This window comes from Paracoccus sp. 08 (genome assembly GCF_024105395.1).
GTDB lineage: Bacteria > Pseudomonadota > Alphaproteobacteria > Rhodobacterales > Rhodobacteraceae > Paracoccus > Paracoccus marcusii.
This window is the reverse complement of sequence record NZ_WEKR01000016.1, coordinates 22,023-42,711: the sequence shown is the minus strand read 5'-3', so window position 1 is coordinate 42,711 and position 20,689 is coordinate 22,023. Positions and strand designations below refer to the sequence as shown.

Here is a 20,689-nt window from a genome sequence, read left to right as displayed (position 1 = left end):
GTCCGAAGGACATTTGGGAAAACACCATGATCGAGTCAGTCTTTCTGATCATCTTTATGCTGGCGTCTCTGTATTTTATGTTCTGGTTGTTCATCTTGCTGCCAGCTGGCATGGCGACCAACCGCCGTCGCAATGCTGTCGGATGGGTGCTGGTCAGCGTGTTGTTTTCACCGATTCTCGCTTGCCTTCTTCTTTGGCTGTTGGGGAACAACCCGAACGGGCGTGGGTGAACGCCGCATCATTGCAGCGGACCAGATGTAGAGTAATGCAGGACGACGGTGATCATCGCCGCCCTCAGGGCCGCCGCGCCCTCTACGGGCAGATCGACCGAGCCCGGTGCCTCCGGTTCGACCCAGTCGCAGAGGCCTCCCAGCGTCCGATCAGCCTCCAGCGCCACGCCGATGGCGGCGATCAGGTCGTCGAAGGCACTCGCCCTGCCGGTGCCCGCCTGGACGACGACTTCCAGCTCGGCCCTGTGCTGGTAGTGATAGCGCAGGGGCGACAGCGTCACATCCGGCTCGCCCGTCTGGCCGTCGCGCAAGATGATCAACCCGGCCGCCGGGATCCGCTCGGGAAGAACCTCGTCACGCAGGGTGAGGGCGGCAAGCGGTTGCAGCCGCGCGTGCAACGCGGCGAGGACGGTTTCGCGAATGGTGGGCATCTGTTGTTCCGGGGTTCCGGGACAGGCCCGGGGTCAGTGTTCCCCGCCACCTTTCGGCAGCGGCAGGTTGGCCAGCCGTCGCGGCAGGTCGGCGCGGCTGTGCAGGAAGTCCACGATTATCACCTGGTCGGCGTCTTCAATGAAGACCACGAAGTGCTGGCCTGCGCGCGTGAAGCGCAGGTTCTCGGCCAGATCGGGATCAACGAGCCGACGGCAGTCCTGTGACAGGGCGGTGCCCGCGGCGATCCCGCGGCAGGTCGCGATCAGGTCATCCTCATAGGCCGCCGCCTGTCGTGGTCCGAAGGTATCGATGGTCCAGTGTGCAATCTCGATCATCGATGCCTCCGCCTGCCTAGTCAGGCGCCAGGGTTTCGGCATCAGGAATTAGCACGTGCGACGGCAAAAGCCCGGCGGATGGCATCCTCGCCACTGCCCTCGGCCAAATCGCCACGCCGGGCCTGATCCAGCCCCGCCGCAAGACGGTTGCGCAACGCGCCAAGTTCCGCCTCTTCGCGTTCCAGAAGGCGCAGTCCGGCGCGCAACGCTTCGGACGCGTTCTGATAGCGCCCGGATGCCACCAGGCGGTCGACAAGGTCGGATTGCGTTTCGGTCAGGACGACGTTTCTGGTGGCCATGGGAGTCTCCCTGCGGATCATTGGCAATATATGCCAATCAGTCTGCCGTGTCGACAGGCCCCGTCATGATCGTGTTTCAACCCACCCCGCCACGATCCGCCCCGGCACGCCGTCGATGGCCTGTTCCGCATCCCGCGCCAGATCCAGCCGCTTGCGCAGCTTGACCTGCGGCACCAGCAGGAAGATCGGCACTGTGGTCAGCCCGCGGCCGGTTTTCGCGCGGGACGCCACGGCCCGGCCTTTCGAATTCAACCGTCCCTCGGCCACCAGCAGGCTGGGTCCCCGGCGCCGGTAGATGAATCGCAGGTGCAGCCCCGTGCGGCGTTCCCATTCGCCGGGGGTGATCCGCCCGCCGCGAGTGGATTGTCCAGCGGCCGGGGTGGGGATGGCGAGCCAGAACCCATCCTTGGACCGGATCAGCGGCCCTGTGTCATGCGCGCCGACGATTACCGGCGCGTTCGACCAGACCAGCGCCGCGGCGTTCAGGCTTTCGCCACCCTTGGGATAGGTGGCCAGCCGGATCGAGTTGCCGAGCCGGGTGCCGAGGCCTGCGCCGGTGATCTGGCCGCGCCACGCGGATTTGAGGCCCGCGCCCGCCTCGCGCATGGCGGTGGTGACGGCCTTCTCCCCCGCGGCGATTTCTGCCTGCATCAGGGCGGCGAGGTCGGGGCTGATTTCCAGCTTCAGCTTCATACGGGCCTTAGGTCCAGCGTCCAGATCAGTCGTTCTCGGTCGCGCAGCGGCTCTCCCTGGATCACATGACTGTCGGCGCCGATGACGATCACATCGCCCGGGCGCGGGGCAGGCAAGTCGGCGACGCGCACATCCACCACCGTGGTGTCACTGACGAAGCGTCCCGCGCCGAAGTCGGTGACGCGGTCGGGCGCGCGGCGGATGATGCGGATCGGGCGTTCCTCGGAGGTGGTGCCCGAGATCCAGAGGGCCGGGGCCGCCATGGAGGCATGGCTGAAGATGCGGTCCATGGCGGCGGCAAAGACGGACACGGGTTGGTCCGTCAGTTCGACGTGTGCAGGCGGATCGCCAGCCGCGGCCGCTTGTTCACCGGCAAGATCGAGGCCTCGGTCATGACGTCGATCCAGCGGCCCTTTTCGTCGAGATGCTGGCGGGCATAGAGCGGCAGGCCGATGGTGTTGGCGGTCTCCAAGAGGTTCGCTGGGCCGCCATAGGTGGTGAAGGTGTCCATCGTGCCGAGCGGGAAGGCGATCCCCTCGTTCGCCGGGACCAGCCGTTCGGTGGCCTTGGTCGAGAGGGTGACTGTGCCGGAATATTCCTCGAAGAGGATCCCGCCGAAGGGGAAGTTGCGGCGCACATCCTCGCGCAGGGGCTGGGCGCCGGTCGAGGCGTAGAACTTGTAGGCCTCCTCGGTCTTCGGATGCGCGATCAGCTTGTCGAAGAACTCGCGGCTGACGAGGGCATGGACCGAGGTCATCGCCTCGCCCAGAAGGTTGTCCTCGATCGCGCGCAGCACCTCTCGGACCTTGCCTTGCACGTTCGTGCCAGCCGTGCCCAGAACGAAGTCGACGGAGATTTGCGCCAGCCCGAATTCGGTGAAGTAGTTGTAGAGGGTGGTGCCCGCGCCGTCCTTCACGATGCCGCGGAGCGCGTTCATTTCCATGTATTCGCGGGTCTGGGCGTGCTTGCGGCGCATCAGCAGAAGCTTGCGGTTCATCACCTCGACGAGGGGATCGGCCGCATCAAACGCGCCGCCCAGCGCTGGCTGGCCCTGGATATCGGCAGGCAGGACCACGTCGTCATGCGGGATCCACGGCAGGGCAAAGCTGCGCATCGACCGGCCCTCGCGGGTACCGACCGTGGCGGGACCGCCAAGGGGGACGGAGGGCAGGAGGCTCAGGACACCCTCGTATTGCTCGATGATGACCGAGCGCTGGCTGACCCCTTCGAAGCGGAAGAGGCCGATCTGGGCGAGGCGGGTGTAGAGATTGGGCAGGATGTTGATGGCCTGCGTCATCTCGGCCAGCGAATAGCCGCCAGCGTCGAAGGGATTGCGGACGAGGGTCATAGGGATGCTCCGGGGAAAGAGGGGGATCAGACGCCGTCGCGGGCGATGATGCCGACGGCGGCCAGTTGGGTGATCTTCGCGGCGATCTTGGTGCCGTCATCGACGGTGGCGCCGTAGGCGAGGGCCGCGCGCGACACGATCGAGGGACCGCGGACCAGTACGATGCCGGTGGCATCGGCCAGCGTGGCGTCGACGGCGTAAAGCAGGACGGCCGAGGCGATCTGCGATCCGTCGGCCCCGGTCGCGGGCGACAGGGTGTACTTGCTGCTGGCCGTGATTTTGCCGAGCACCGAGCCCACGGGATAGGGCATGCCCGCGAGCAGCGTCACCACATCGCGGGTGTAGTTCGGGTTGACCTCGTATTTGAGGACGTCGCCCATGCTGGGCGGTTCCGTCAGGACGGGCATGGTTCAGTCTCCAGGACGGTGGGGGTGGGGGCGCCCGATCTGGGCAATGCGCGTTAGCGCGAGGCGGCGGCCGACTTCTTCGCGGCCGCCACGATAGGGCTTTCCTTCGCGCCAGCCGCCGGGGCGGTGGCGATGATGCCCGCGGCATCGCTGCGCGCGGCGAGATCGGCCAGCACCTTGGCGCGCAGGGCCTCGGGTTTCACACCCTTGGCCACGGCTTCGGCGGCATCAATCTGGATGCCAAGGCGCGCCGCCTGCGCGCAGACCTGTGCGACCTCCGCCGCCTCGGCGCGGATGGCTTCGGGCGACATGGCGGCCGCCGTGGTTTGCGGCGGCGCGATTGCCGTGAGCGCGGCCGGTTCCGGCGGGGCGCTGGCAGCAGGCGCGGTCGCAGGCTGCGCATGGTCTTCGGGGGCGGTGGTCATCATCGGGCCCTTTCCTCTGGGGTTGGATTTGAGGCTGGTTGTGCCGCGGGGTGCGGCGGCGAAAGCGCGGAAGGCGGTGACTGGATCGGCCACCTCATCGGCGAGACCGGCGAAGATCGCCGCCTCGCCGCGGAAGACGGCGGCCTCAGTGGCGAGCGCCTGAAGCGTGTCGAGGCGGCGGCCGCGCCCTTCGGCGACGGTCTCGGCGAAGAGTTGGCGGAGGTCTTCCAGCTCGCCCGCGATCCGGGCGCGGACGGCCTCAGGCAGCGGCTGATACGGGTTCGCATCGACCTTGCGGGCCCCGGCATGGATCAGCGTGACGGCAATGCCCTTCTGGTCGAGCGCCCCGCTCATGTCGCTGTGCATGGCCACGACACCGATGCTGCCAACGGCGCCGGTGCGGGGCAGGATGATCCGGTCGGCCTGTGAGGCCAGCGCATAGGCGGCCGAGAGGGCGTGATCGGCGACGAAAGCCTGCACAGGCTTGACCTGACGCGCTGCGCGGATGCGATCCGCCAGATCGAAGGCACCGGCCACCTCGCCCCCAAAGCTGTCGATGTCGAGGGCAATGCCGCGGATGGCGGGATCGGTGACGGCCGCCTGCAGCTGGGCCGCGATCCCTTCATAGGAGGTCAGACCGGAGGATTGCCCGATCCAGGCCCCGCGATGCACCAGCGTGCCAGCGATCTCGATCACCGCGATCCCGTCGACGACCGCGAAGGGCTGGCCGCCGTTGCGCGCCTGGCGGCTGGTCAGGTCGTCGCCGAAGAGAGAGGCGCGCGCGGGCAGGCTGGCCGCCTCCCGATCTATGGCCGCAATCTCCAGCCCCTCGACGCTGATTTCCCGCCCAACGATCCGGGGGCCAAGCCCGGTCAGAAAGGCCCGCGCCTTGGCGGGATCGACCATAAGAGGCGTGTTGAAGACGCGCTGGGCGATCTGGGTGTGATGCATCATCCTTCCTCCGCAGGCCGGGGTTCCCGGTCCTCGCCGTCGTCTTCCTGATTGCTGCCGTCCTGCTGATCCTGCCGCTGGCCCTCGGCATCACCCGGCTGCGCGCCGCCACCCGCCGCCTGTGCGGGCGATCCCGGCCGCCGGAAGTCCAGACCCAGCTCCGCCTCGCGCTTGCGTTCGGCAGCTATCTCGCGGTCGACCTGCTCGGCGTCGTATCCGCGCTCCGCGATGGCCTGCGTGCGGGATTTCAGGCCCGCCTCGATCTGCAGGATTTCTGCCGCGGCATCCTTGGCCGGGTCGATCCAGTCCCATTTTGTAGGGAGCCAGTCGCAGGCGAGGTATTGGCGCCGGTCGGTGGCATAGCCCGGCAGATCGATGGCGCCTGCCAGCACGGCCATATCCATCCACCGCGTCCAGACCGCGCGGCAGAGCTGGTAGACCATGACTGAATGCTGGAAGGCCGAGATGCGGCGGCGGAAGTCGACCAGCGCGATCCGGGTGTTCGAGAAGTTCCCCTTCGCGGTATCGCCCGTCAGATAGCCATAGGGCACGCCCAGCGCGGCGCCGATCTGCAGGAGCGTGCGGTACTGGAAGGGCTCATAGGTGGACCCCGAGTCCGGGGTGGACGGCGTCGTGACATCTTCGCCCGGGTCCAGCCGCACCACCTGGCCCGGTTCGACCTCCAGATCGTCCTCGGCCGGGTCGAGGGCGGTTTCCGGGGCGGGCGACGTGATGAACATCGCGAACATCGCCGCGGTCTTCTTCCGCTCCAGTTCCGCGTCGTCATAGAGATCGAGGGTGAACAGCTTCACCACGGCCGCGGCGAAGCGCGATACGCCGCGCAGCTGCCCCGCCTCGACGGGGTCCAGGATGTGGATCACCTCCGAGGCTGGAACCCTGACGGTTTCGCCGATGAGCCCCGGATCGGTCATGTCGCCCGGATGGCGGCGCAGGAAGTGGTAGGCCACGCGCCGCCCGATCCCGTCGAACTCGATCCCCTGCCGGATCGATCCCGCGCCGGGCAGCACGCGCGTCATGTCCTGGGGCAGCATTTCCGAGGGGAGCATCTGCAGCTGCATCGGCACCGTCAGCCCGTCTTCCGACCGCCGCGTGCGGATGCGCAGGAAGACCTCGCCCGCCAGGAACMCCTCGCGCGCGGCCCGCCGCTGCAGGCCGAAGAAATCGGTCAGACCCTCGGCATCGGCCTCGTCGGTCCAGGCGAGCCAGAGCTTCTGCAGCTCCTCCTTCTTCCCTGCATCCGCGATCTTCGAGGACGGCTTGATTCCGTCGCCAACGACATGGTTCGCGAAGGCATCGACTGCGTTCGCGGCGTAGCCATTGTTCCTGACCAGCCAGCGTGCGCGGGCGGTGATCGTCTCGCCCGAGGCGGCGATCAGTGTGTTCACATGCGCCCGGGTGGCGCGGAACCCGCGCATGCGGCGATGGGACTGCGCCGCGTCGAACCCGCCGATGATGCTGCCAAGGCGCTGGCGGAAGGCGTCGAGGACCATGGTCAAAGACCCTTCGTGGCCACGGTGCCCCAGCGGCGGCGACGCGGGGTGGCGGAGGCGGTAGAAATCCGGCCCTCCAAGTCTCTGATGGCCGCAGCCAGTTCGGCGTCCGAGCCATAGGTCACGGTCTTGCCGTCATAGCTGACGCTGCGCAGCCCGGCGAAGCGGGCTTCCTGCAGTGCGGTCAGCAGGGCCTGCATGCGGTCGAGATCCATCAGTCCCTCATGAAGTTCGGGGTGTAGGCCCGCCGTTTCCGGCGCGGCGTGGTCAGGGTTCCGGCCTTGGGCTGGGCCGGGTCTTGTGTGGCGATGTCGGTTGCGACGGCCGTCGGCATGCGCGTTTCCACGCCCGCCTGCGCTTCCAGCCGCCGCCAAGTCGCCTCGTCCCATCGGTCGGCGCCGAGGATCCATGCCGCGGCACGGGCATAGACCCGGCAGTCCAGCGCCTCGTTCCGCTCGCGCATCTTCTGCCATTCCTGATGGGCATAGCCGCGCTTGTTGCGGATCGTGACCAGCTGTTCCGCCACCAGCTGCTTCAGCCATTCGGTGTCGGCCCAGCCTGGGAGGTGGATCGTGCCGGGCGCGTCCAGCACCCCTGTGGCGCGGTCCTCATCACTCGGCCGCTCGATCCGCAGGAACCGATAGGTCTCTGCCTTGAAGGTCGCCGTCGCTACCGACCAGAGCCGCGCGCCCCGGCGCAGGCGTTTCCCGCCGATGGTCGCATCGACAAAGGTCGGGCCGGAGACCGGCGCGGCCCGGTTGAAGCCCTCAAGCCCCTTCAGCGGTGCCACCTGTTCGAACCCGACCTTGCGCGACCAGGCATAGACGGCCGCGGCCTCGTAGCCGGTGTCGATCCCGAGCCGCGCCACGGTCATGAAGGCACCGTTGGAATGCTGCCAGCTCTTCCCCAACAGCGTGGTCAGCTTGTCCCATGCCGCGGGATCGTCAGGCCCGCCCGGGATGACGATGTGATCGACAAGCCAGCTTTCCAAGCCCCGGCCCCAGGCCCAGATGTCAACCTCGATCCGGTCCCTCTGGACGTCGGCCCCGGCAGTCAGGAACAACCCGGCCAGCGGCACGGTGCCCGGCTTCCACGCCTCGCGCCGATCTGCCAGCCTCTGCCATTCCGGCGCGTCGCCGCTTTCGACCCATGTCTCACCCAGAAGCGTGTTGCGCGCGGCCCGCAGCGTCTCGTCCGACCCTTGGGCCGCCAGCCATTCCCGCGCGACGTCGGACCAGCTTTTCCACCCGAGCGGCGAATAGAGCGCCGAGAGGTGGAAGCCGATGGCCTTCGGATCCTTGGAAACCGCCGTCGCCCGCCATTCGCCGCGGGCCAACATCTCGGTCTTGTGGTGCTCGGCGATGGGACGCTCGCAGCCCTCGCAGTGATAGGCGGCGGTCTCCGGCTTCCCCTTCGCCCAGCGCAGGCGGTCGAACTGCAGCCATTGCATCGCTCCGCAATGCGGGCAGGGGACAAAATAGCGCCGCTGGTCCGATGCCTCGAACTCCCGCTCGATGCGTGACAGCCCCCGGATCGTGGGCGTCGAGACCATGAACACCTTGCGCCGGTGCGAGAAGGTCGTCGTCCGCGCCTCGGCCAGCGTGACCGGATCGCCCTCCTCGTCGGCCGAGGCCGGATAGGCGTCCACCTCGTCGAGAAAGACGTAGCGCGCGGGCATCGACCGCAGGCCGGTCGCGCTGTTCGCCCCGGTCAGCACCAGGATGCCGCCGGGGAATTCCTTCGACAGCATCGAGTTGCCCGCATCGCGAGACCGCGCCGGGTTTACCCGTTCACGGAGTGCCGGGCTGTCCGCGATCAGGGGGTCAAGACGACCGCGAGACGTCCGCTTCGCCAGTTCCAAGGATGGCAGCACCGCCAGCATCGGGCCTGGCGCGTGATGGATGACGAAGCCGATCCAGTTGTTGCCCGCTTCCGTTGCCCCGACCTGCGCCGCCTTCATGAAGGTGATGCGCTGCGCCGGATGGCCGGGCGACAGCACATCCATGATCTCGCGCAGATAGGGCGCGCGGGCGGTGCGATACCGCCCCGGCTCGGCCGCGCCCCGCGACGACAGCCAGCGATGCTGATCCGCCCATTCCGATACCGTCAGGTTCGGATCGGGCCGCAGGCCCTGCCGCCAGACCCGCAGCAGATCCTCGGCGCCGTCGAAACCGAGGTCGAGGTCGGCCGTCAGATCGTTGTCATCGTCCTCATCATGCAAGCGAGACCCGGAGGTCGGCGAGGGCGTCGAGCTGTTCGCGGACATGGGCTTCCAGCACCCTCTGCATGATCGCGGTCTCGATCGTCACCGATGCCCCGGATTGCCGTTCCACCTCCGCCATGATCTGCGCCGCCATCGTTGCTGCCACCCGTCCGGGCCAGGTCACCCAGACATCCCGTTCCTGCCGCGCCAGGCGAAAGACGAGGGTTTCCGCCCGCGCGCGGTCGACCAGCGTGCCCTTCTTCTTCTGCACGGCCAGCTGGCGTTCTTGCGCGGCGTAAACCGTCAGCGCCGTGCGCGCCTTGATATACGATGTTGTGTCCCCGGGGCCGCTGGCCAGCCCGTCTCCACCAAGTGATCGGCGCTGCTGATCGGGGTCCGTCATCTCCGCCCGCCGCACATCCGAGGCCGCGGCATTGATCGACCCGTCGTCATGGACCACCAGCCGCCCGTTCTTGCGCGCCTTCTGCACCCCGCCGCGGGACAGGCCGGAATGGGCCGCATACTCGCGTTCGCTCATGCCCTTCATGGCGCTGATAGTCCGATCAAGCTGATGATATCGCTTGGTATTCAGTTGATTAGAGGGCGCGACAGAGCGAATCTGATCGCAAGGAAACGATGCAACTCAGCGAAGGATGCCACCGCCATGACCACCCGCCGCGCCGCCGGCAACTCCAAAGCCCTCGATGCCTTCATCGCTGCCAAGGCCGAGATCGACGTGATGCTGGAGCGCCTGAGGGCCCTCAGCGACGACCATTTCGAATTCGATCCGGACGCCATCAACTGGGGTGCCGTCGGATCACTCAACAGCGTTGCCGCCGATCTGCGCAAGATCACTGACTTCCTCTTTGGCGAGGGTGAACACGCCGCCTGACGCGCCTGCGCCGCGCCAAAGCCGCCCCGTCCGAAGACGGGGCTTGCCTCCATAGAAGGTGCGCACACCGCGCGCCACAGCGCCCGAAGGCCCCATGACCACCCCGTCCGACACCCAGTCCCTGATCCTCTCCCGCGCCGCGACCCGGCCCGGCAACCTTGCCCTGCCGCTGCCCGAGGGGCTGGTCGGCGCCGCTGCCAAGATGGTCGTCGGCAAGATGATCGCCCGCGGCTGGCTCGTGGAGGTCGAGGCCAACCTGCGCCGCAATGAGCCGATGTGGCGCGAGACCGGTGATTGCCACGGCACCACGCTGATCGCCACCGAGGCCGGGCTGGAGGCCATCGGCATCGAGCCGCTGGTGGCCAGCGCCGTCGCTAGCGCGCGGAAGGCGAAGCCGAAGCCGGAACCGGCGCAGACCCCTGATGCCGCCGACACCGCGAAACCCGTCGCCATCCGCGCTGGCACCAAGCAGGCGCAGATCATCGCCATGCTCCAGCGCCCCGAGGGCGCGACAGTCGCCGAGATGGTCGAGGCAACTTCTTGGCAGTCGCACACAGTCCGTGGTTCGATCTCCGGAGCGCTGAAGAAGAAGCTTGGCTTCCCCGTCCGCGTCGAAAGGGTCGAGGGCAGGGGAACCGTCTACCGCATTTAATTGAATATCGCAGCTACGCGCTCGGTCGCATTGATTGAGGCGCCAGTGCGTTCACAGACCCAGCCTTTGTCCACAGTGAAGCCGAACAAGTGGACCTTCCGGCCGCCAAATGCGTCGGTCACGATCGCCAGACGGTATTCCCCGTCCGTGAACCGCCCTTCCATCACCTCCAGAATGGTCCGGTACTCATTCGGTGACACTTCGGCACGAGGTGTCAGGCCAGAGTTGCCTTTTACCTCGACGCAAAGCCTTTTGCCGCTGCGCTCAAACTCGAGATCCCATCCACAATTGTCTGGCTGTCGGTCCCGATGAAGCGGCCCAAGTAGGGCAATCACGGCCTCAATCGCTGAGACTTCCACCAGCGCGTTATGCTCAGCGTCATTGCTGCGCCCTGAGCCCTTGGCCTTTTTCGGGGCGGTGACACGCCCGGGCATTTTTTCTTCAAAGTACTTTTCAAATTTGCGCATCCATGTGCGCATTTCGTCGCTTTCGTCAGGGAAGAACACGGGGCTCTGTCCAGGGAATCCCTTCTTGCGGTTCGGAACAGCAAGCAGCCTTTGAGAAACAGGCAGCAATGCTGCATTGTCTGCAGAGGCTTCAAATTGATAGTCGATCTTGATCTCAGGGTGAGTTGGGATGGAACGGAGGCCAGGTTGCTTGCGGCGCCAAACACGGGCGTTTTCGTACCAGCCGATGACGACCGGTCCGTGCGTTTCGTGGGTTGAAATGAAGATAATTCGAACGCCGTCCAAAAAGTCGTCGTCGGGCTTGGCACCCAGTCGTGTAATGTTGACCGTGGCGTTCCTGGTTTGGACGTACCCGAACACTTTTCCGTTCAGAGGGTCGAAGTTCAAGAGTTCGTGCCCGTAGCCATTGATCGATACGTAGTCAAACCCGCCGGGGTGGACATCGGCCTCTCCGCGGTAATGGGGCATCCAGACAACGTTACAAATCAAATTCGGCATTTTGGAATTCCAATAGCTTCGGCAGACACGATAGTAGGGGGCACATCCTCTTCCCGCTAGCGGATTTCCGTTACAGCTTTTCTCCCCGTCGCCATCTCCCACCGCCGCACCGCTACGTCGCAATAGACGGGGTCCAGTTCCACCGCGCAGCTCCGCCGCCCGGTGCGTTCCGCGGCGATCAGCTGGGTTCCCGATCCACAAAAAGGCTCGAACACCAGGTCGCCTGGATCGGTGAAGGCCTCCAGCACCGTCTCGACGAGCGATACCGGGAACACGGCCGGATGCGATCCGGCGGCACCCAGCCCGCCCTTGTGGCGCATGATGCGGAACACAGAGTCCGGGATACGGTGGCTCTGGATTGCGTTGCCGGAGCCGGTCTTGCGGTGGACCGTGCCGTCGGCGCCACGCAGGCCGCCACCACCGAGGGTTTCGCCCGCATGCTTGCTCTCCACCGTCTTGTTCGGCTTCCGCGGCTGGCGGTTGAAGTGGAAGATGAACTCGTGCGACGGCGCCAGCCGCCCGTTCCAGTCGCCGGGCAGGCCGGGCCCCTGGTCCCAGACATACCAGCCGAAGCGCCGCCAGCCCTGCGCGCGCATCCAGTCGAGCCAGCCCTCCCAATAGGGGATCCACTCGCCATCGCGGTGAACGAGGCCGAGGTTGACCAGCAGCTGGGCATCGGCAGTGACGGGCGCCGCGGCAAAGACGCCCTGCATCAGCGCATCCCAATCGCCGACCTTCTCCTTCGCCGCGCCATAGTCGCGCTGCTGCGCGTAAGGCGGTGAGGTGAACAGCAGCGAGGCCTGCGCGCCATCCATCAGCCGCGCCACCACGGACGGGTCAGTGGCATCGCCGCAGATCAGCCGGTGATCGCCCAGCGCCCAGATGTCGCCGGGCCGGGTGATCGGTTCGGCCGCGGCCTCGGGAATGGTGTCGGCCGTGTCATCGTCGATAGGCGCGCGGTCATCGGCTGCGTCCAGCAGAGCATCCAGTTCGTCCTCGGGGATCCCGATCAGCCCGAGGTCGAAGTCCTCGGCCATTAGCCCGCGCAGTTCCTCGAGCAGCAGCGCGTCGTCCCACCCGCCCAGTTCGGTCAGTTTGTTGTCGGCGATGCGATAGGCGCGCCGCTGCGCCTCGGTCAGATGGCCCAGCACGATGACCGGCGCCTCTGCCAGCCCCAGCTGGGCTGCGGCCAGGACGCGGCCATGGCCCGCGATCAACTCGCCGTCGGCCGCCACGAGGCAGGGGACGGTCCAGCCGAACTCGGCCATGCTGGCGGCGATGTTCGCCACCTGGTCGGCATCGTGAGTCTTGGCATTTCGGGCATAGGGGTGGAGACGGGCAAGGGGCCAGTGCTCGATCCGGCCGGGCAGGAGGGGCGCGTTCATGCTGCGAGCCGCTTGGCTTTCAAGGCGGCGAAGGTCTCGCCGGTTTCCGCCAGCAGCGCCTCTTGGCCAGTGAAGGACTGCCAGCGTTCGATGGCGACATCGACATAGGCTGGGTTCAACTCGACTCCGAAGCAGACCCGGCCCGTGGTCTCAGAGGCGATCAGCGTGGTGCCGGATCCCATGAACGGTTCATAGACCGCCTGGCCGGTGTTGGAGTTGTTCAGGATCGGCCGCCGCATGCATTCGACCGGCTTCTGCGTGCCATGCACGGTGTCGGCGTCCTGATCCCGGTTTGCGATCTGCCACAGCGTCGTCTGCTTGCGGTCTCCGGCCCAATGGCCCTTGCCTTTGGTGCGCACCGCATACCAGCAGGGCTCGTGCTGCCAGTGGTAATCGCCCCGGCTCAGCACCAGCCGATCCTTGGCCCAGATGATCTGCGACCTGATGGCGAAACCGGCAGCGGTCAGGCTGTCGGCCACGGTCCCGGCATGCAGCGCCCCGTGCCAGACATAGGCGACGTCGCCGGGGAACAGCGCCCATGCCTCGCGCCAATCGGCGCGATCATCGTTCAAGACCTTGCCGGTGCGTTTCGTCTTTGCGGCCCCGGCCTGATTGCGCCAGGACGGATCGTACTCCACGCCGTAGGGCGGGTCGGTCACCATCAGCAGGGGGCGCACATCACCCAGCAGCCGCCCGACCACATCGGCCGCGGTACTGTCGCCGCAGATGAGCCGATGCGCGCCCAGCTGCCACAGATCGCCCGGCACCGACACCGGCGTGACCGGCAACTCAGGAATGTCGTTCTCGCCCTCGACCGGGCCATCGCCGCCCAGCGCCTCGGGATCCCGCAAAAGCGCGTCGAGATCATCGTCGCTGATCCCAAGCAGCGTCAGGTCGAAATCCTCGGCCAGCAGCCCCGCGATCTCGTCGCGAAGCAGGGCTTCGTCCCATTCGCCGAGCTCCGTCAACTTGTTGTCGGCGATCCGGTAGGCGCGGCGCTCTGCCTCGTCGAGATGGCTGAGCCGGATCACCGGCACCTCGGTCAGCCCGAGCATGGTCGCGGCCAGCACCCGGCCATGGCCCGCGATCAGCTCGCCGTCGTCGGCCACCATGCAGGGGACGGTCCAGCCGAACTTGGCCATGCTGGCGGCGATCTTCGCCACCTGGTCGTCGCCATGCATCTTGGCATTGCGGGCATAAGGGCGCAGCCGGGCAATCGGCCAAGATTCAACCTGACTCGGCGCAAAGACGAGATCCATGGGGCGGGGCTCGAGATGTGGGGGAGGGGAAATGCAAAGCGCCCGCGAGGGGGTTCCTCCGGGCGCAATTCTTCGATGATCAAGGGGTAGGTCAATGGGGGCAGGTCTGTCAACCCGAAAAGTGAAGCGGATTCAACGGCTTCTAACAAATTGGCTTTCCGGGGTGGCTTCTGGCCACCTGGCTTCCCTGGCTTCCCGCCGGGAATCCACCCCGGCCAGATCGTGATTCCGCAAGCCGCTGATCTGACTCATGAATTCCGGCATTAGGGCGCAAGGTGGCTTCCGCCTGGCTTCCCCGGTGAAACTGCCTCACGCTAGCGAACCGCCGCGCTGCGCCCCCCCGCATACGTTCAGGGCCGGGGAGGAACCAGAGGAGGGGGGCGAATCCTTCGTCTTGACGTGCGCTTCGACTTTGAGAGTGCAGCTCGATCAGTTTGACGTACCAGAAACAAGCCGCTCCGACAGCGCGTCTAGACCATCCCCAACTCATCAAAGATTGCGTCAATTGCAGGGTTGGACGCTGCCTGTCGGACGCGGGACCTTACGGCAGTTCTATTCAGCTCCAACCTAACGAAGCCATCGCCTTTCTTTCGGATAAGCTGAATTCGAGTAAAGCGGTCGCCATGCTTTTCGGCAAACTCGGCAAGTCCCTGCGCTTTGTACAGGTTATCAGCGCGACTGTCGTCATGCGGCTCCAGAATGTCGAAAACGAAATCCGCGCCCTTGCTCCTCACGATCAGCATATCGGGGAACATCGGTTTCCAAGTTCCGCTCACCTGGTAGGGGATCTCAAGAGACCAGGGTTTCCTGTCGAGATTTCGCAGCCATCCAACGAAGTCATCTCGGCCCATTTCAAGCTTCAGGACATCAGCTTCCCAAGGGTTCAGGGTTGTGCGGAACGATCCATCATCTTCGACATAGAGGTGATGGCTCCAGGTGGGTTCCGTGGTGTCGCGGCGAAAATCAATGGTGTCCTGCAGCCGCCAAGGTGTGCTTGAGGGGGTGGAAGACGCTGATTTCAGCTTGTCGTACCCGGCGCGCACCTGTTCGGTAAGTTTGGAAATCGCATGTCGGTGTGCGTCATAGAGCGCTTCAAACTTAGCCTTCGACTTGTTCTCCAACGCAGAGCGCGCTGCCGCAGATGCAGCCACGATGATTGCTTCCAGTTTCACCTCCTGACCGTCACGTTCCGCGTTTGCCTTTCGGTAAAGCTGGTGAAGGCCATACCCTTGTCCTAAGGTGCGACCTGCGTCTTCAAACTGCCGGTCGACATCGAGATCTGACACGTCAACGGTGTAGTCCTCTTGGCCTTCCGCCATTCCGGTCACGCCCGTGACCATGACTGTGCGCAAGCCAACCTTTGTGAGGGACTTGCGCGCCTTCTCGAAGTCGCCAGATGCTTTCAACACGGCAACCTGCTCGCCGATCCATGACACGGCGTCAGCTTTGGCATCATCCCAGGCATTCGGGTCGATCCCATCCATCGTTAGTCGGCTTGCTATCGCCTGGTAACGACGGATGTCGCTCTGAGCCCGAACCGCGTTCACGCGATAGGTGACGAGCTCGACTGCCTCGATAGCCTCGAAAATACTCTCGGTGCCGGGTCGACGGTGCAGGGTGACAAGCTTCGTCCCCTCTCCTGTCTCGGCAGGAACGATATCGTCGCTGGTTTGTAGTGCTGTGATGACCTGCTCGACCGCCGCTGCATTGAAATGAGGCAGATAAAGGTGGACGTCGTTCAGCTCGGCCGTGCTTTCGATCCTGCGCGCCAAAGGCGTCCGAACCATGCGCCCGAGAAGCTGTGCGATGTAGGTGTGGTCCTGCGCGCTACGGAAAGACATCATGACTTCTGCCCGTGGGCAATCCCATCCGGTAGAAAGCGCCATCTTGAAGAATACCACCGAGACGTCTGCGTCGTCGTCGATGCGAGAAGGATCGATGTAGCGGATTGCGCGGTCGCCGACCTTCAGGCCCCCTTTATCCATCAATGCATGCGCGAGCTCGGAATCCCGAAGGGGACGGCCAATGCCATCTTCAACCGCCTTGATCGCGTCCGCCAGGTTGGTTCGGGTGGGTGCGCCATCTTCAATCTGGATGACGAGAATGGGTCGCACAGGCCTTTCGCCCTCGTCCTTGCAGTAGGATGCCCATTGGTCGGTCATGACCTGCCATCGCCGTGCCGCCTCTTCAAGGATGCCCATTTCGGCATTCGTCGGGTTGGCGGGGTGGTGGATTAGGACACGCTCCTTGATCAGTCCGGACTTTTTCACATCCTCGACTGGCACTGGTACCTTGTGCTGGGTGTGGTCGGTGTCAGCCAGCAGCTCGTTGAAACGCTTGGGGGTTGCAGAGACGCCAATGATCAGCGGCATCTTCACCAGGCCGGTTTCCTTGTTGCCTTTGATGAACTGCTGAATGATCGTTTGTGCCGTTGCGCTGCCCTTGCCAGTGGTCATCCCACGATGGGCTTCATCGATCACCACATAGAACCTGTCCGGGATCGCGCGCGCGGTGTTCGTCAGCGTTGTCCAGATAGAATAGCTGCGCCCATCGCCGACGGTCGTGAGCAGCCGGTCGCTGGCCAGCTTTTGGGTGTTGATGAAATAGATCTTGCCACCGGCCAGGCGCTCTTCGTCGAAGCTGGCTGTGATCACCTCCAGCTGCCCGACCCGGTAGACCTTGTCGGACTGACGTTCGATCTTGAGCTTCGTCTGCTCATTCAGCTCGGGCATGTCCGACACCCAGAGGATGACCGCATCCGGCTGGGGTACCCAATCCAGCGGCCAGTCCAGCTGTTCGTCGGGCTGGTCGAGGATCGCCTCGAACAAGGCCGTCATGATGATCGTCTTGCCGCTTCCTGTGGGCGCGGACAGTGTGATTGCCTGCGGGGCTTCAGGCGACGCCGCGGGACGGGCCAGCATCAGCCGCTTTCGAAGGTTGTGCAGGGCATCCTTCTGGAAATCGAACAGTTCAATCTTCATGCGACGCCCCCGATGCCAGCAGCGGCATCTTCCGCCCGCGTATTGATTGTAAAGTTCACAAGGTAGTCCCGGTAGAGCTGAACGAACTCGACGTCCGGGTTACGGGCGATCAAGGCGATGCGCAGTTCCCCTGAAATCGCTCGGAAGGCCTCCTCTGCATCCGTCACGACGTAGACATGCCGCAGTGCCTCCCTGGCCAGCAGGGCTTCGCGAAAAGCCGTCACGCGTGTCTCATTCAGCAAGACTGCGAAGGGGCTGCTTTCCGGAACGAAGACATCCGGCAAGGGGCCTTCAGGCAAGGTAGGCGACGGGCCGGTGGCTCCCGACTTCATCCACAGAAGAGGCAGGATTTCCCTGAAGGCCGCCCCAAGCTCGACCCGGTCCTTGTCGAGGAAGTCGAGCTTGAAGTACGCGACGTTCGCAGGGAACCCTGCCGACATCGGACGCTTCTCTTCTTCCTGAACGATCAACGGGCCGACCAGGTCATCCACCTGGGCCTTGAGCGCCTTGAACTGCTTCTCGTCCTCGGCCACGATGTAGAAGTCGGTGATGTGGTCCTGTTCCTCCAAGGCTTCCAGCCATTCGGCGGCGGCGTCCGGGTCAAACAGGACGGATGCCTTGTAGTCCTCAGACACGATGAACCGGCAGCCGGGCGTGACGCTGTTCTGCGGCAGGGCATCGATCATGCTGACAAAGGCCAGCTTCTTCTTCTCTACTTTCTTTTCCGCTTTCTTGACGTCTGCGGGAGACAGACCAGCAGGCACCCGGAAGTCCTCGGGCGTTACAAAGGCCGCATGACGGAAGGCCCGACGCTTTTCACTATCGATCAGACTGCCGGTGAAATACTCTCCGGACAACTTGCTCCCGTCGGACCGCTCGCCTTTAACAGTGAACTTAGTCCTTGGCCAAGTGACAGATTGGCAGACACCATTACTCTCCCATTCGTCTGAACCGGGTCGAACGCCCGATGCCAACACGCGATCAGCGAAATCACCGTTCAACTCATTGTTTGTGACTAAGATGCAGCGCCGTTGTCCTTCATCCAGAACATTCAATAGATTGACCGCATTGAGCGTCGTTCCGCTGCCAGCAAAGAAATCAACAATCAGCGCAGACTTATTGGCTCCAACAAGTGCGGCAATGGTATTGGGCCAGCATGCGGCTCAGCTCCTGCTGCAGGGCCTGCAGCCGGACGATCCGGTCGCGCACCGATTGCAGCTGGCGCCGCGCGATGACGTCGGCGGCGGCGCAGGGCATGTCGGGATGATCCGACAGGCTCAGCAGCTCGCGGATGCTGTCCAGCGGAAAGCCAAGGTCGCGGGCGTGGCGGATGAAGGCCAGCCGCTCCTGCTGCTTGCGACCATAGAGGCGCTGGTTCCCGGTGCTGCGCTCGGGTTCGGGCAGCAGGCCGATGCTTTCGTAATAGCGGATCGTGGGCACCTTGACCCCGGTGGCCGCACTCAATTTTCCGATGCTGAGCATGAAACACCCCTTGTAGCTCTAGTTGCTAGAGATCCTATCTTCCTGGCCACAGGACGAAAAGACCCATGGCAGGATGCGACATGACGGATGACACGACACATCGGCGGGAATGGACCGTTACGGGCATGGATTGCGCCGGATGCACGGCCAAGGTCGTGCGCGCGGTCGAGCGGATGCCCGGCGTCCGCGCGGCCCGGGTCGCGCTGATGGCCGAACGGCTGAGCGTCGATCTGGACCCCGGCATCACCCAATCGGACCAGATCGAGGCGGTCGTCCGGGCCTTGGGTTATGGCATCGCGCCGACGGTGGCGGTCGATGACGCGCCCGAACAGGCGGTCCGCCCCGCGGCGGGTGCGGAACCGTCGTGGTACCGGACGGCCAAGGGGCGGCTGGTGGTGCTGACCGGACTTCTGCTGGCGCTGGCCTGGATCGTGGCGCTGCTGACGCCCGCGGGCGGCGGTTATGCGGCATTCGTCGCGGCCTGCCTGATCGGGGTGGCGCCTGTGGCCTGGCGCGCCATTGCGGCGCTGCGCATGGGCCAGCCCTTCACGATCGAAAGCCTGATGACCATCGCCGCGGGCGGCGCCCTGCTGATCGGCGCGGCCGAGGAGGCGGCGCTGGTCGTGTTCCTGTTCGCCGTGGGCGAGGTTCTGGAAGGCGTCGCCGCCGGCCGGGCCCGCCAGGGCATCCGCGCGCTGGCCGATCTGGTGCCCAAGACCGCGATGCTGGAGCAGTCGGGCGGGACACGCMCCGTCCCCGCCGACAGCCTGACGATCGGCCAGGTGGTCCTGATCCGCCCCGGCGACCGCATCCCCGCCGATGGCGACATCGTCGAGGGGACCAGCGGCATCGACGAAAGCCCCGTGACCGGCGAAAGCGTTCCGCAGACCCGCGGCGTGGGCGATGCGGTCTTTGCCGGCGCGATCAACACCCAGGCCGCGTTGCGGATGCGCGTGACGCGCGAACCCCGCGACAACACCATCGCCCGCATCATCCGCCTCGTCGAAGACGCCGAAGACGCGCGCGCCCCGACCGAGCGGTTCATCGACCGCTTCTCTCGGATCTACATGCCTGCGATCATCGCGCTGTCGGCGCTGGTGATCCTGGTGCCGCCGCTGGCCTTCGGGCAGGACTGGATCACCTGGATCTATCGCGGTCTGGCGCTGCTGCTGATCGGGTGCCCCTGCGCGCTGGTGATCTCTGTCCCGGCGTCGATCGCATCGGCGCTGTCTGCGGGGGCGCGGCGGGGGCTGCTGATGAAGGGCGGCGCCGTGATCGAGGCGGCGGCGCGGGTGACGCATGTCGTCTTCGACAAGACCGGCACGCTGACCCGCGGGCGCCCGGTCGTGACCGACCTGATCCCGGCACCGGGCGTCGCCGAGATCGACCTGCTGTCCATCGCCGCGGGCGTCGAGGCCGGATCGGGTCACCCCCTGGCGCAGGCGATCGTTGCCCGGGCACAGGCCGCGGGCGCTCTGGTGCCCACGTCGCGGGATGCCCGTGCCTTGCCCGGGCGTGGGGCGGTGGCGACAGTCGGCGGCGCGCCCGCCTGGGTCACATCGCCCTCTTACGCTGCGGAGGCGGGCGGCGTCGGCCCAGCCGCCCTGTCACGCGTCACCGCGCTGGAGGAACAGGGCCGGACCGTCGTCGCGGTGTTTCGGACGGAACAGCCCTTGGGGCTGATCGCGATGCGCGACGAACCGCGTCCCGATGCGGTCGCCGCCATTCGCCAGCTGTCGGCGATGGGCTTGGGCGCGACGATGCTGACGGGCGACAACGCCCGCACCGCCGCCGCGATCGCGGGGGAAATCGGGCTGGATCATCGCGCGGGCATGCTGCCCGAGGACAAGCTGACCGCGATCCGCGCGATGAACCGCCAGGGCGGCGTGATGATGGTCGGCGACGGCATCAACGACGCCCCGGCGCTGAAGGAGGCCCGCGTCGGCATCGCGATGGGATCGGGGTCTGATGTCGCGCTGGAGACGGCGGACGGCGCGTTGCTGCGCGATCACGTTACCGATGCGCCGGCGATCATCCGGCTGGCGCGGGCGACGATGGGCAACATCCGCCAGAACGTTGCCTTGGCGCTTGGGCTCAAGGCGGTGTTCCTGGTCACGACGGTCATGGGCGTCACCGGGCTGTGGATCGCCATCCTGGCCGATACCGGCGCGACGGTGCTGGTCACGCTGAACGCCCTGCGCCTGCTGGCCTTCGATCCGACGCGCGAGGCCTGACGCGG

21 protein-coding genes and 1 pseudogene are annotated in these 20,689 nt (G+C 65.6%); 4 read left to right on the top strand and 18 right to left on the bottom strand.

Going from position 1 to position 20,689, the window contains the following annotated elements; translation table 11 throughout:
- The first annotated feature begins 26 nt into the window (after window positions 1–26).
- Window positions 27–230, top strand: coding sequence for a hypothetical protein (locus tag GBO37_RS07590; protein WP_189382562.1), 204 nt, complete (start codon window positions 27–29; stop codon window positions 228–230).
- An 8-nt stretch (window positions 231–238) separates the two neighbouring features.
- On the opposite strand, the gene GBO37_RS07585 is transcribed toward GBO37_RS07590, so the two are convergent.
- The 12 genes from GBO37_RS07585 to GBO37_RS07530 form a co-directional block, all read right to left on the bottom strand.
- Entirely contained in the window at window positions 239–661 is a 423-nt protein-coding gene (locus GBO37_RS07585; RefSeq protein ID WP_252928190.1) for an acyl-CoA transferase, read from the bottom strand.
- A 33-nt stretch (window positions 662–694) separates the two neighbouring features.
- Complete coding sequence (locus tag GBO37_RS07580) at window positions 695–1,039, bottom strand: type II toxin-antitoxin system RelE/ParE family toxin (protein ID WP_252928189.1); 345 nt, start codon at window positions 1,037–1,039, stop codon at window positions 695–697.
- The gene (locus tag GBO37_RS07575; protein ID WP_252928188.1) at window positions 1,039–1,296 is read right to left on the bottom strand and encodes a type II toxin-antitoxin system ParD family antitoxin; all 258 of its coding nucleotides are present in this window, start codon (window positions 1,294–1,296) and stop codon (window positions 1,039–1,041) included. Before GBO37_RS07575 ends, GBO37_RS07580 begins: the two co-directional genes overlap by 1 nt.
- A 63-nt stretch (window positions 1,297–1,359) precedes the next feature.
- Window positions 1,360–1,989, bottom strand: coding sequence for a DUF6441 family protein (locus GBO37_RS07570; protein ID WP_252928187.1), 630 nt, complete (start codon window positions 1,987–1,989; stop codon window positions 1,360–1,362).
- Window positions 1,986–2,300 carry a hypothetical protein gene (locus GBO37_RS07565; RefSeq protein WP_252928186.1) on the bottom strand — a complete coding sequence of 105 codons (315 nt, stop codon included), beginning with the start codon at window positions 2,298–2,300 and terminating at the stop codon, window positions 1,986–1,988. The genes GBO37_RS07570 and GBO37_RS07565 overlap by 4 nt, the downstream gene beginning before the upstream one ends.
- A gap of 11 nt (window positions 2,301–2,311) precedes the next feature.
- Window positions 2,312–3,337, bottom strand: coding sequence for a major capsid protein (locus GBO37_RS07560; protein ID WP_074556081.1), 1,026 nt, complete (start codon window positions 3,335–3,337; stop codon window positions 2,312–2,314).
- Window positions 3,338–3,363: 26 nt separating this feature from the next.
- A complete protein-coding gene (locus GBO37_RS07555) occupies window positions 3,364–3,744 on the bottom strand; it encodes a head decoration protein (RefSeq protein ID WP_252928185.1) in 381 nt (126 codons plus the stop codon).
- Between the two features lie 53 nt (window positions 3,745–3,797).
- A complete protein-coding gene (locus GBO37_RS07550; RefSeq protein ID WP_252928219.1) occupies window positions 3,798–5,120 on the bottom strand; it encodes a S49 family peptidase in 1,323 nt (440 codons plus the stop codon).
- Window positions 5,120–6,631 carry a phage portal protein gene (locus tag GBO37_RS07545; protein WP_252928184.1) on the bottom strand — a complete coding sequence of 504 codons (1,512 nt, stop codon included), beginning with the start codon at window positions 6,629–6,631 and terminating at the stop codon, window positions 5,120–5,122. Before GBO37_RS07545 ends, GBO37_RS07550 begins: the two co-directional genes overlap by 1 nt.
- Window positions 6,632–6,633: 2 nt before the next feature.
- Window positions 6,634–6,846 carry a phage head-tail joining protein gene (locus GBO37_RS07540; RefSeq protein WP_252928183.1) on the bottom strand — a complete coding sequence of 71 codons (213 nt, stop codon included), beginning with the start codon at window positions 6,844–6,846 and terminating at the stop codon, window positions 6,634–6,636.
- Window positions 6,846–8,897 (bottom strand): phage terminase large subunit family protein, encoded by a 2,052-nt coding sequence (locus tag GBO37_RS07535; protein ID WP_252928182.1) that lies wholly within the window; start codon window positions 8,895–8,897, stop codon window positions 6,846–6,848. The genes GBO37_RS07540 and GBO37_RS07535 overlap by 1 nt, the downstream gene beginning before the upstream one ends.
- Window positions 8,845–9,381 (bottom strand): hypothetical protein, encoded by a 537-nt coding sequence (locus tag GBO37_RS07530; RefSeq protein ID WP_252928181.1) that lies wholly within the window; start codon window positions 9,379–9,381, stop codon window positions 8,845–8,847. The genes GBO37_RS07535 and GBO37_RS07530 overlap by 53 nt, the downstream gene beginning before the upstream one ends.
- A 117-nt stretch (window positions 9,382–9,498) precedes the next feature.
- On the opposite strand from GBO37_RS07530, the gene GBO37_RS07525 reads away from it, so the two are divergent.
- Window positions 9,499–9,726 (top strand): hypothetical protein, encoded by a 228-nt coding sequence (locus GBO37_RS07525; protein ID WP_252928179.1) that lies wholly within the window; start codon window positions 9,499–9,501, stop codon window positions 9,724–9,726.
- Window positions 9,727–9,820: 94 nt separating this feature from the next.
- Window positions 9,821–10,378: a DUF3489 domain-containing protein gene (locus GBO37_RS07520; RefSeq protein WP_252928177.1), complete on the top strand. Its 558-nt coding sequence runs from the start codon at window positions 9,821–9,823 to the stop codon at window positions 10,376–10,378.
- Here GBO37_RS07520 and GBO37_RS07515 read toward each other — a convergent pair.
- The 6 genes and pseudogenes from GBO37_RS07515 to GBO37_RS07490 all read right to left on the bottom strand — a co-directional run.
- A complete protein-coding gene (locus GBO37_RS07515) occupies window positions 10,375–11,313 on the bottom strand; it encodes a DUF3883 domain-containing protein (protein WP_252928175.1) in 939 nt (312 codons plus the stop codon). The genes GBO37_RS07520 and GBO37_RS07515 overlap by 4 nt on opposite strands.
- An 86-nt stretch (window positions 11,314–11,399) precedes the next feature.
- Window positions 11,400–12,728 carry a site-specific DNA-methyltransferase gene (locus GBO37_RS07510; protein ID WP_252928173.1) on the bottom strand — a complete coding sequence of 443 codons (1,329 nt, stop codon included), beginning with the start codon at window positions 12,726–12,728 and terminating at the stop codon, window positions 11,400–11,402.
- Window positions 12,725–13,987, bottom strand: coding sequence for a site-specific DNA-methyltransferase (locus tag GBO37_RS07505; protein ID WP_252928171.1), 1,263 nt, complete (start codon window positions 13,985–13,987; stop codon window positions 12,725–12,727). The genes GBO37_RS07510 and GBO37_RS07505 overlap by 4 nt, the downstream gene beginning before the upstream one ends.
- A 470-nt stretch (window positions 13,988–14,457) precedes the next feature.
- The gene (locus GBO37_RS07500; RefSeq protein WP_252928169.1) at window positions 14,458–16,968 is read right to left on the bottom strand and encodes a DEAD/DEAH box helicase; all 2,511 of its coding nucleotides are present in this window, start codon (window positions 16,966–16,968) and stop codon (window positions 14,458–14,460) included.
- Complete coding sequence (locus GBO37_RS07495; protein WP_252928167.1) at window positions 16,965–17,825, bottom strand: hypothetical protein; 861 nt, start codon at window positions 17,823–17,825, stop codon at window positions 16,965–16,967. Before GBO37_RS07495 ends, GBO37_RS07500 begins: the two co-directional genes overlap by 4 nt.
- Before the next feature lie 289 nt (window positions 17,826–18,114).
- Window positions 18,115–18,450, bottom strand: a pseudogene (locus tag GBO37_RS07490) (helix-turn-helix domain-containing protein); the annotation flags it as partial.
- 80 nt (window positions 18,451–18,530) lie between these two features.
- On the opposite strand from GBO37_RS07490, the gene GBO37_RS07485 reads away from it, so the two are divergent.
- Window positions 18,531–20,684 (top strand): heavy metal translocating P-type ATPase, encoded by a 2,154-nt coding sequence (locus tag GBO37_RS07485; protein ID WP_252928164.1) that lies wholly within the window; start codon window positions 18,531–18,533, stop codon window positions 20,682–20,684.
- Window positions 20,685–20,689: the final 5 nt, after the last annotated feature.

Bases quoted from the DNA above. Each gene is read 5' to 3' on its own strand.
- GBO37_RS07505 (WP_252928171.1), bottom strand. From the start codon at position 13,987: ATGGATCTCGTCTTTGCGCCGAGTCAGGTTGAATCTTGGCCGATTGCC.
- GBO37_RS07530 (WP_252928181.1), bottom strand. From the start codon at position 9,381: ATGAAGGGCATGAGCGAACGCGAGTATGCGGCCCATTCCGGCCTGTCC.
- GBO37_RS07550 (WP_252928219.1), bottom strand. From the start codon at position 5,120: ATGCATCACACCCAGATCGCCCAGCGCGTCTTCAACACGCCTCTTATG.
- GBO37_RS07535 (WP_252928182.1), bottom strand. From the start codon at position 8,897: ATGTCCGCGAACAGCTCGACGCCCTCGCCGACCTCCGGGTCTCGCTTG.
- GBO37_RS07575 (WP_252928188.1), bottom strand. From the start codon at position 1,296: ATGGCCACCAGAAACGTCGTCCTGACCGAAACGCAATCCGACCTTGTC.
- GBO37_RS07540 (WP_252928183.1), bottom strand. From the start codon at position 6,846: ATGGATCTCGACCGCATGCAGGCCCTGCTGACCGCACTGCAGGAAGCC.
- GBO37_RS07520 (WP_252928177.1), top strand. From the start codon at position 9,821: ATGACCACCCCGTCCGACACCCAGTCCCTGATCCTCTCCCGCGCCGCG.
- GBO37_RS07555 (WP_252928185.1), bottom strand. From the start codon at position 3,744: ATGCCCGTCCTGACGGAACCGCCCAGCATGGGCGACGTCCTCAAATAC.
- GBO37_RS07560 (WP_074556081.1), bottom strand. From the start codon at position 3,337: ATGACCCTCGTCCGCAATCCCTTCGACGCTGGCGGCTATTCGCTGGCC.
- GBO37_RS07515 (WP_252928175.1), bottom strand. From the start codon at position 11,313: ATGCCCCATTACCGCGGAGAGGCCGATGTCCACCCCGGCGGGTTTGAC.
- GBO37_RS07500 (WP_252928169.1), bottom strand. From the start codon at position 16,968: ATGAAGATTGAACTGTTCGATTTCCAGAAGGATGCCCTGCACAACCTT.
- GBO37_RS07525 (WP_252928179.1), top strand. From the start codon at position 9,499: ATGACCACCCGCCGCGCCGCCGGCAACTCCAAAGCCCTCGATGCCTTC.
- GBO37_RS07590 (WP_189382562.1), top strand. From the start codon at position 27: ATGATCGAGTCAGTCTTTCTGATCATCTTTATGCTGGCGTCTCTGTAT.
- GBO37_RS07585 (WP_252928190.1), bottom strand. From the start codon at position 661: ATGCCCACCATTCGCGAAACCGTCCTCGCCGCGTTGCACGCGCGGCTG.
- GBO37_RS07580 (WP_252928189.1), bottom strand. From the start codon at position 1,039: ATGCCGAAACCCTGGCGCCTGACTAGGCAGGCGGAGGCATCGATGATC.
- GBO37_RS07570 (WP_252928187.1), bottom strand. From the start codon at position 1,989: ATGAAGCTGAAGCTGGAAATCAGCCCCGACCTCGCCGCCCTGATGCAG.
- GBO37_RS07510 (WP_252928173.1), bottom strand. From the start codon at position 12,728: ATGAACGCGCCCCTCCTGCCCGGCCGGATCGAGCACTGGCCCCTTGCC.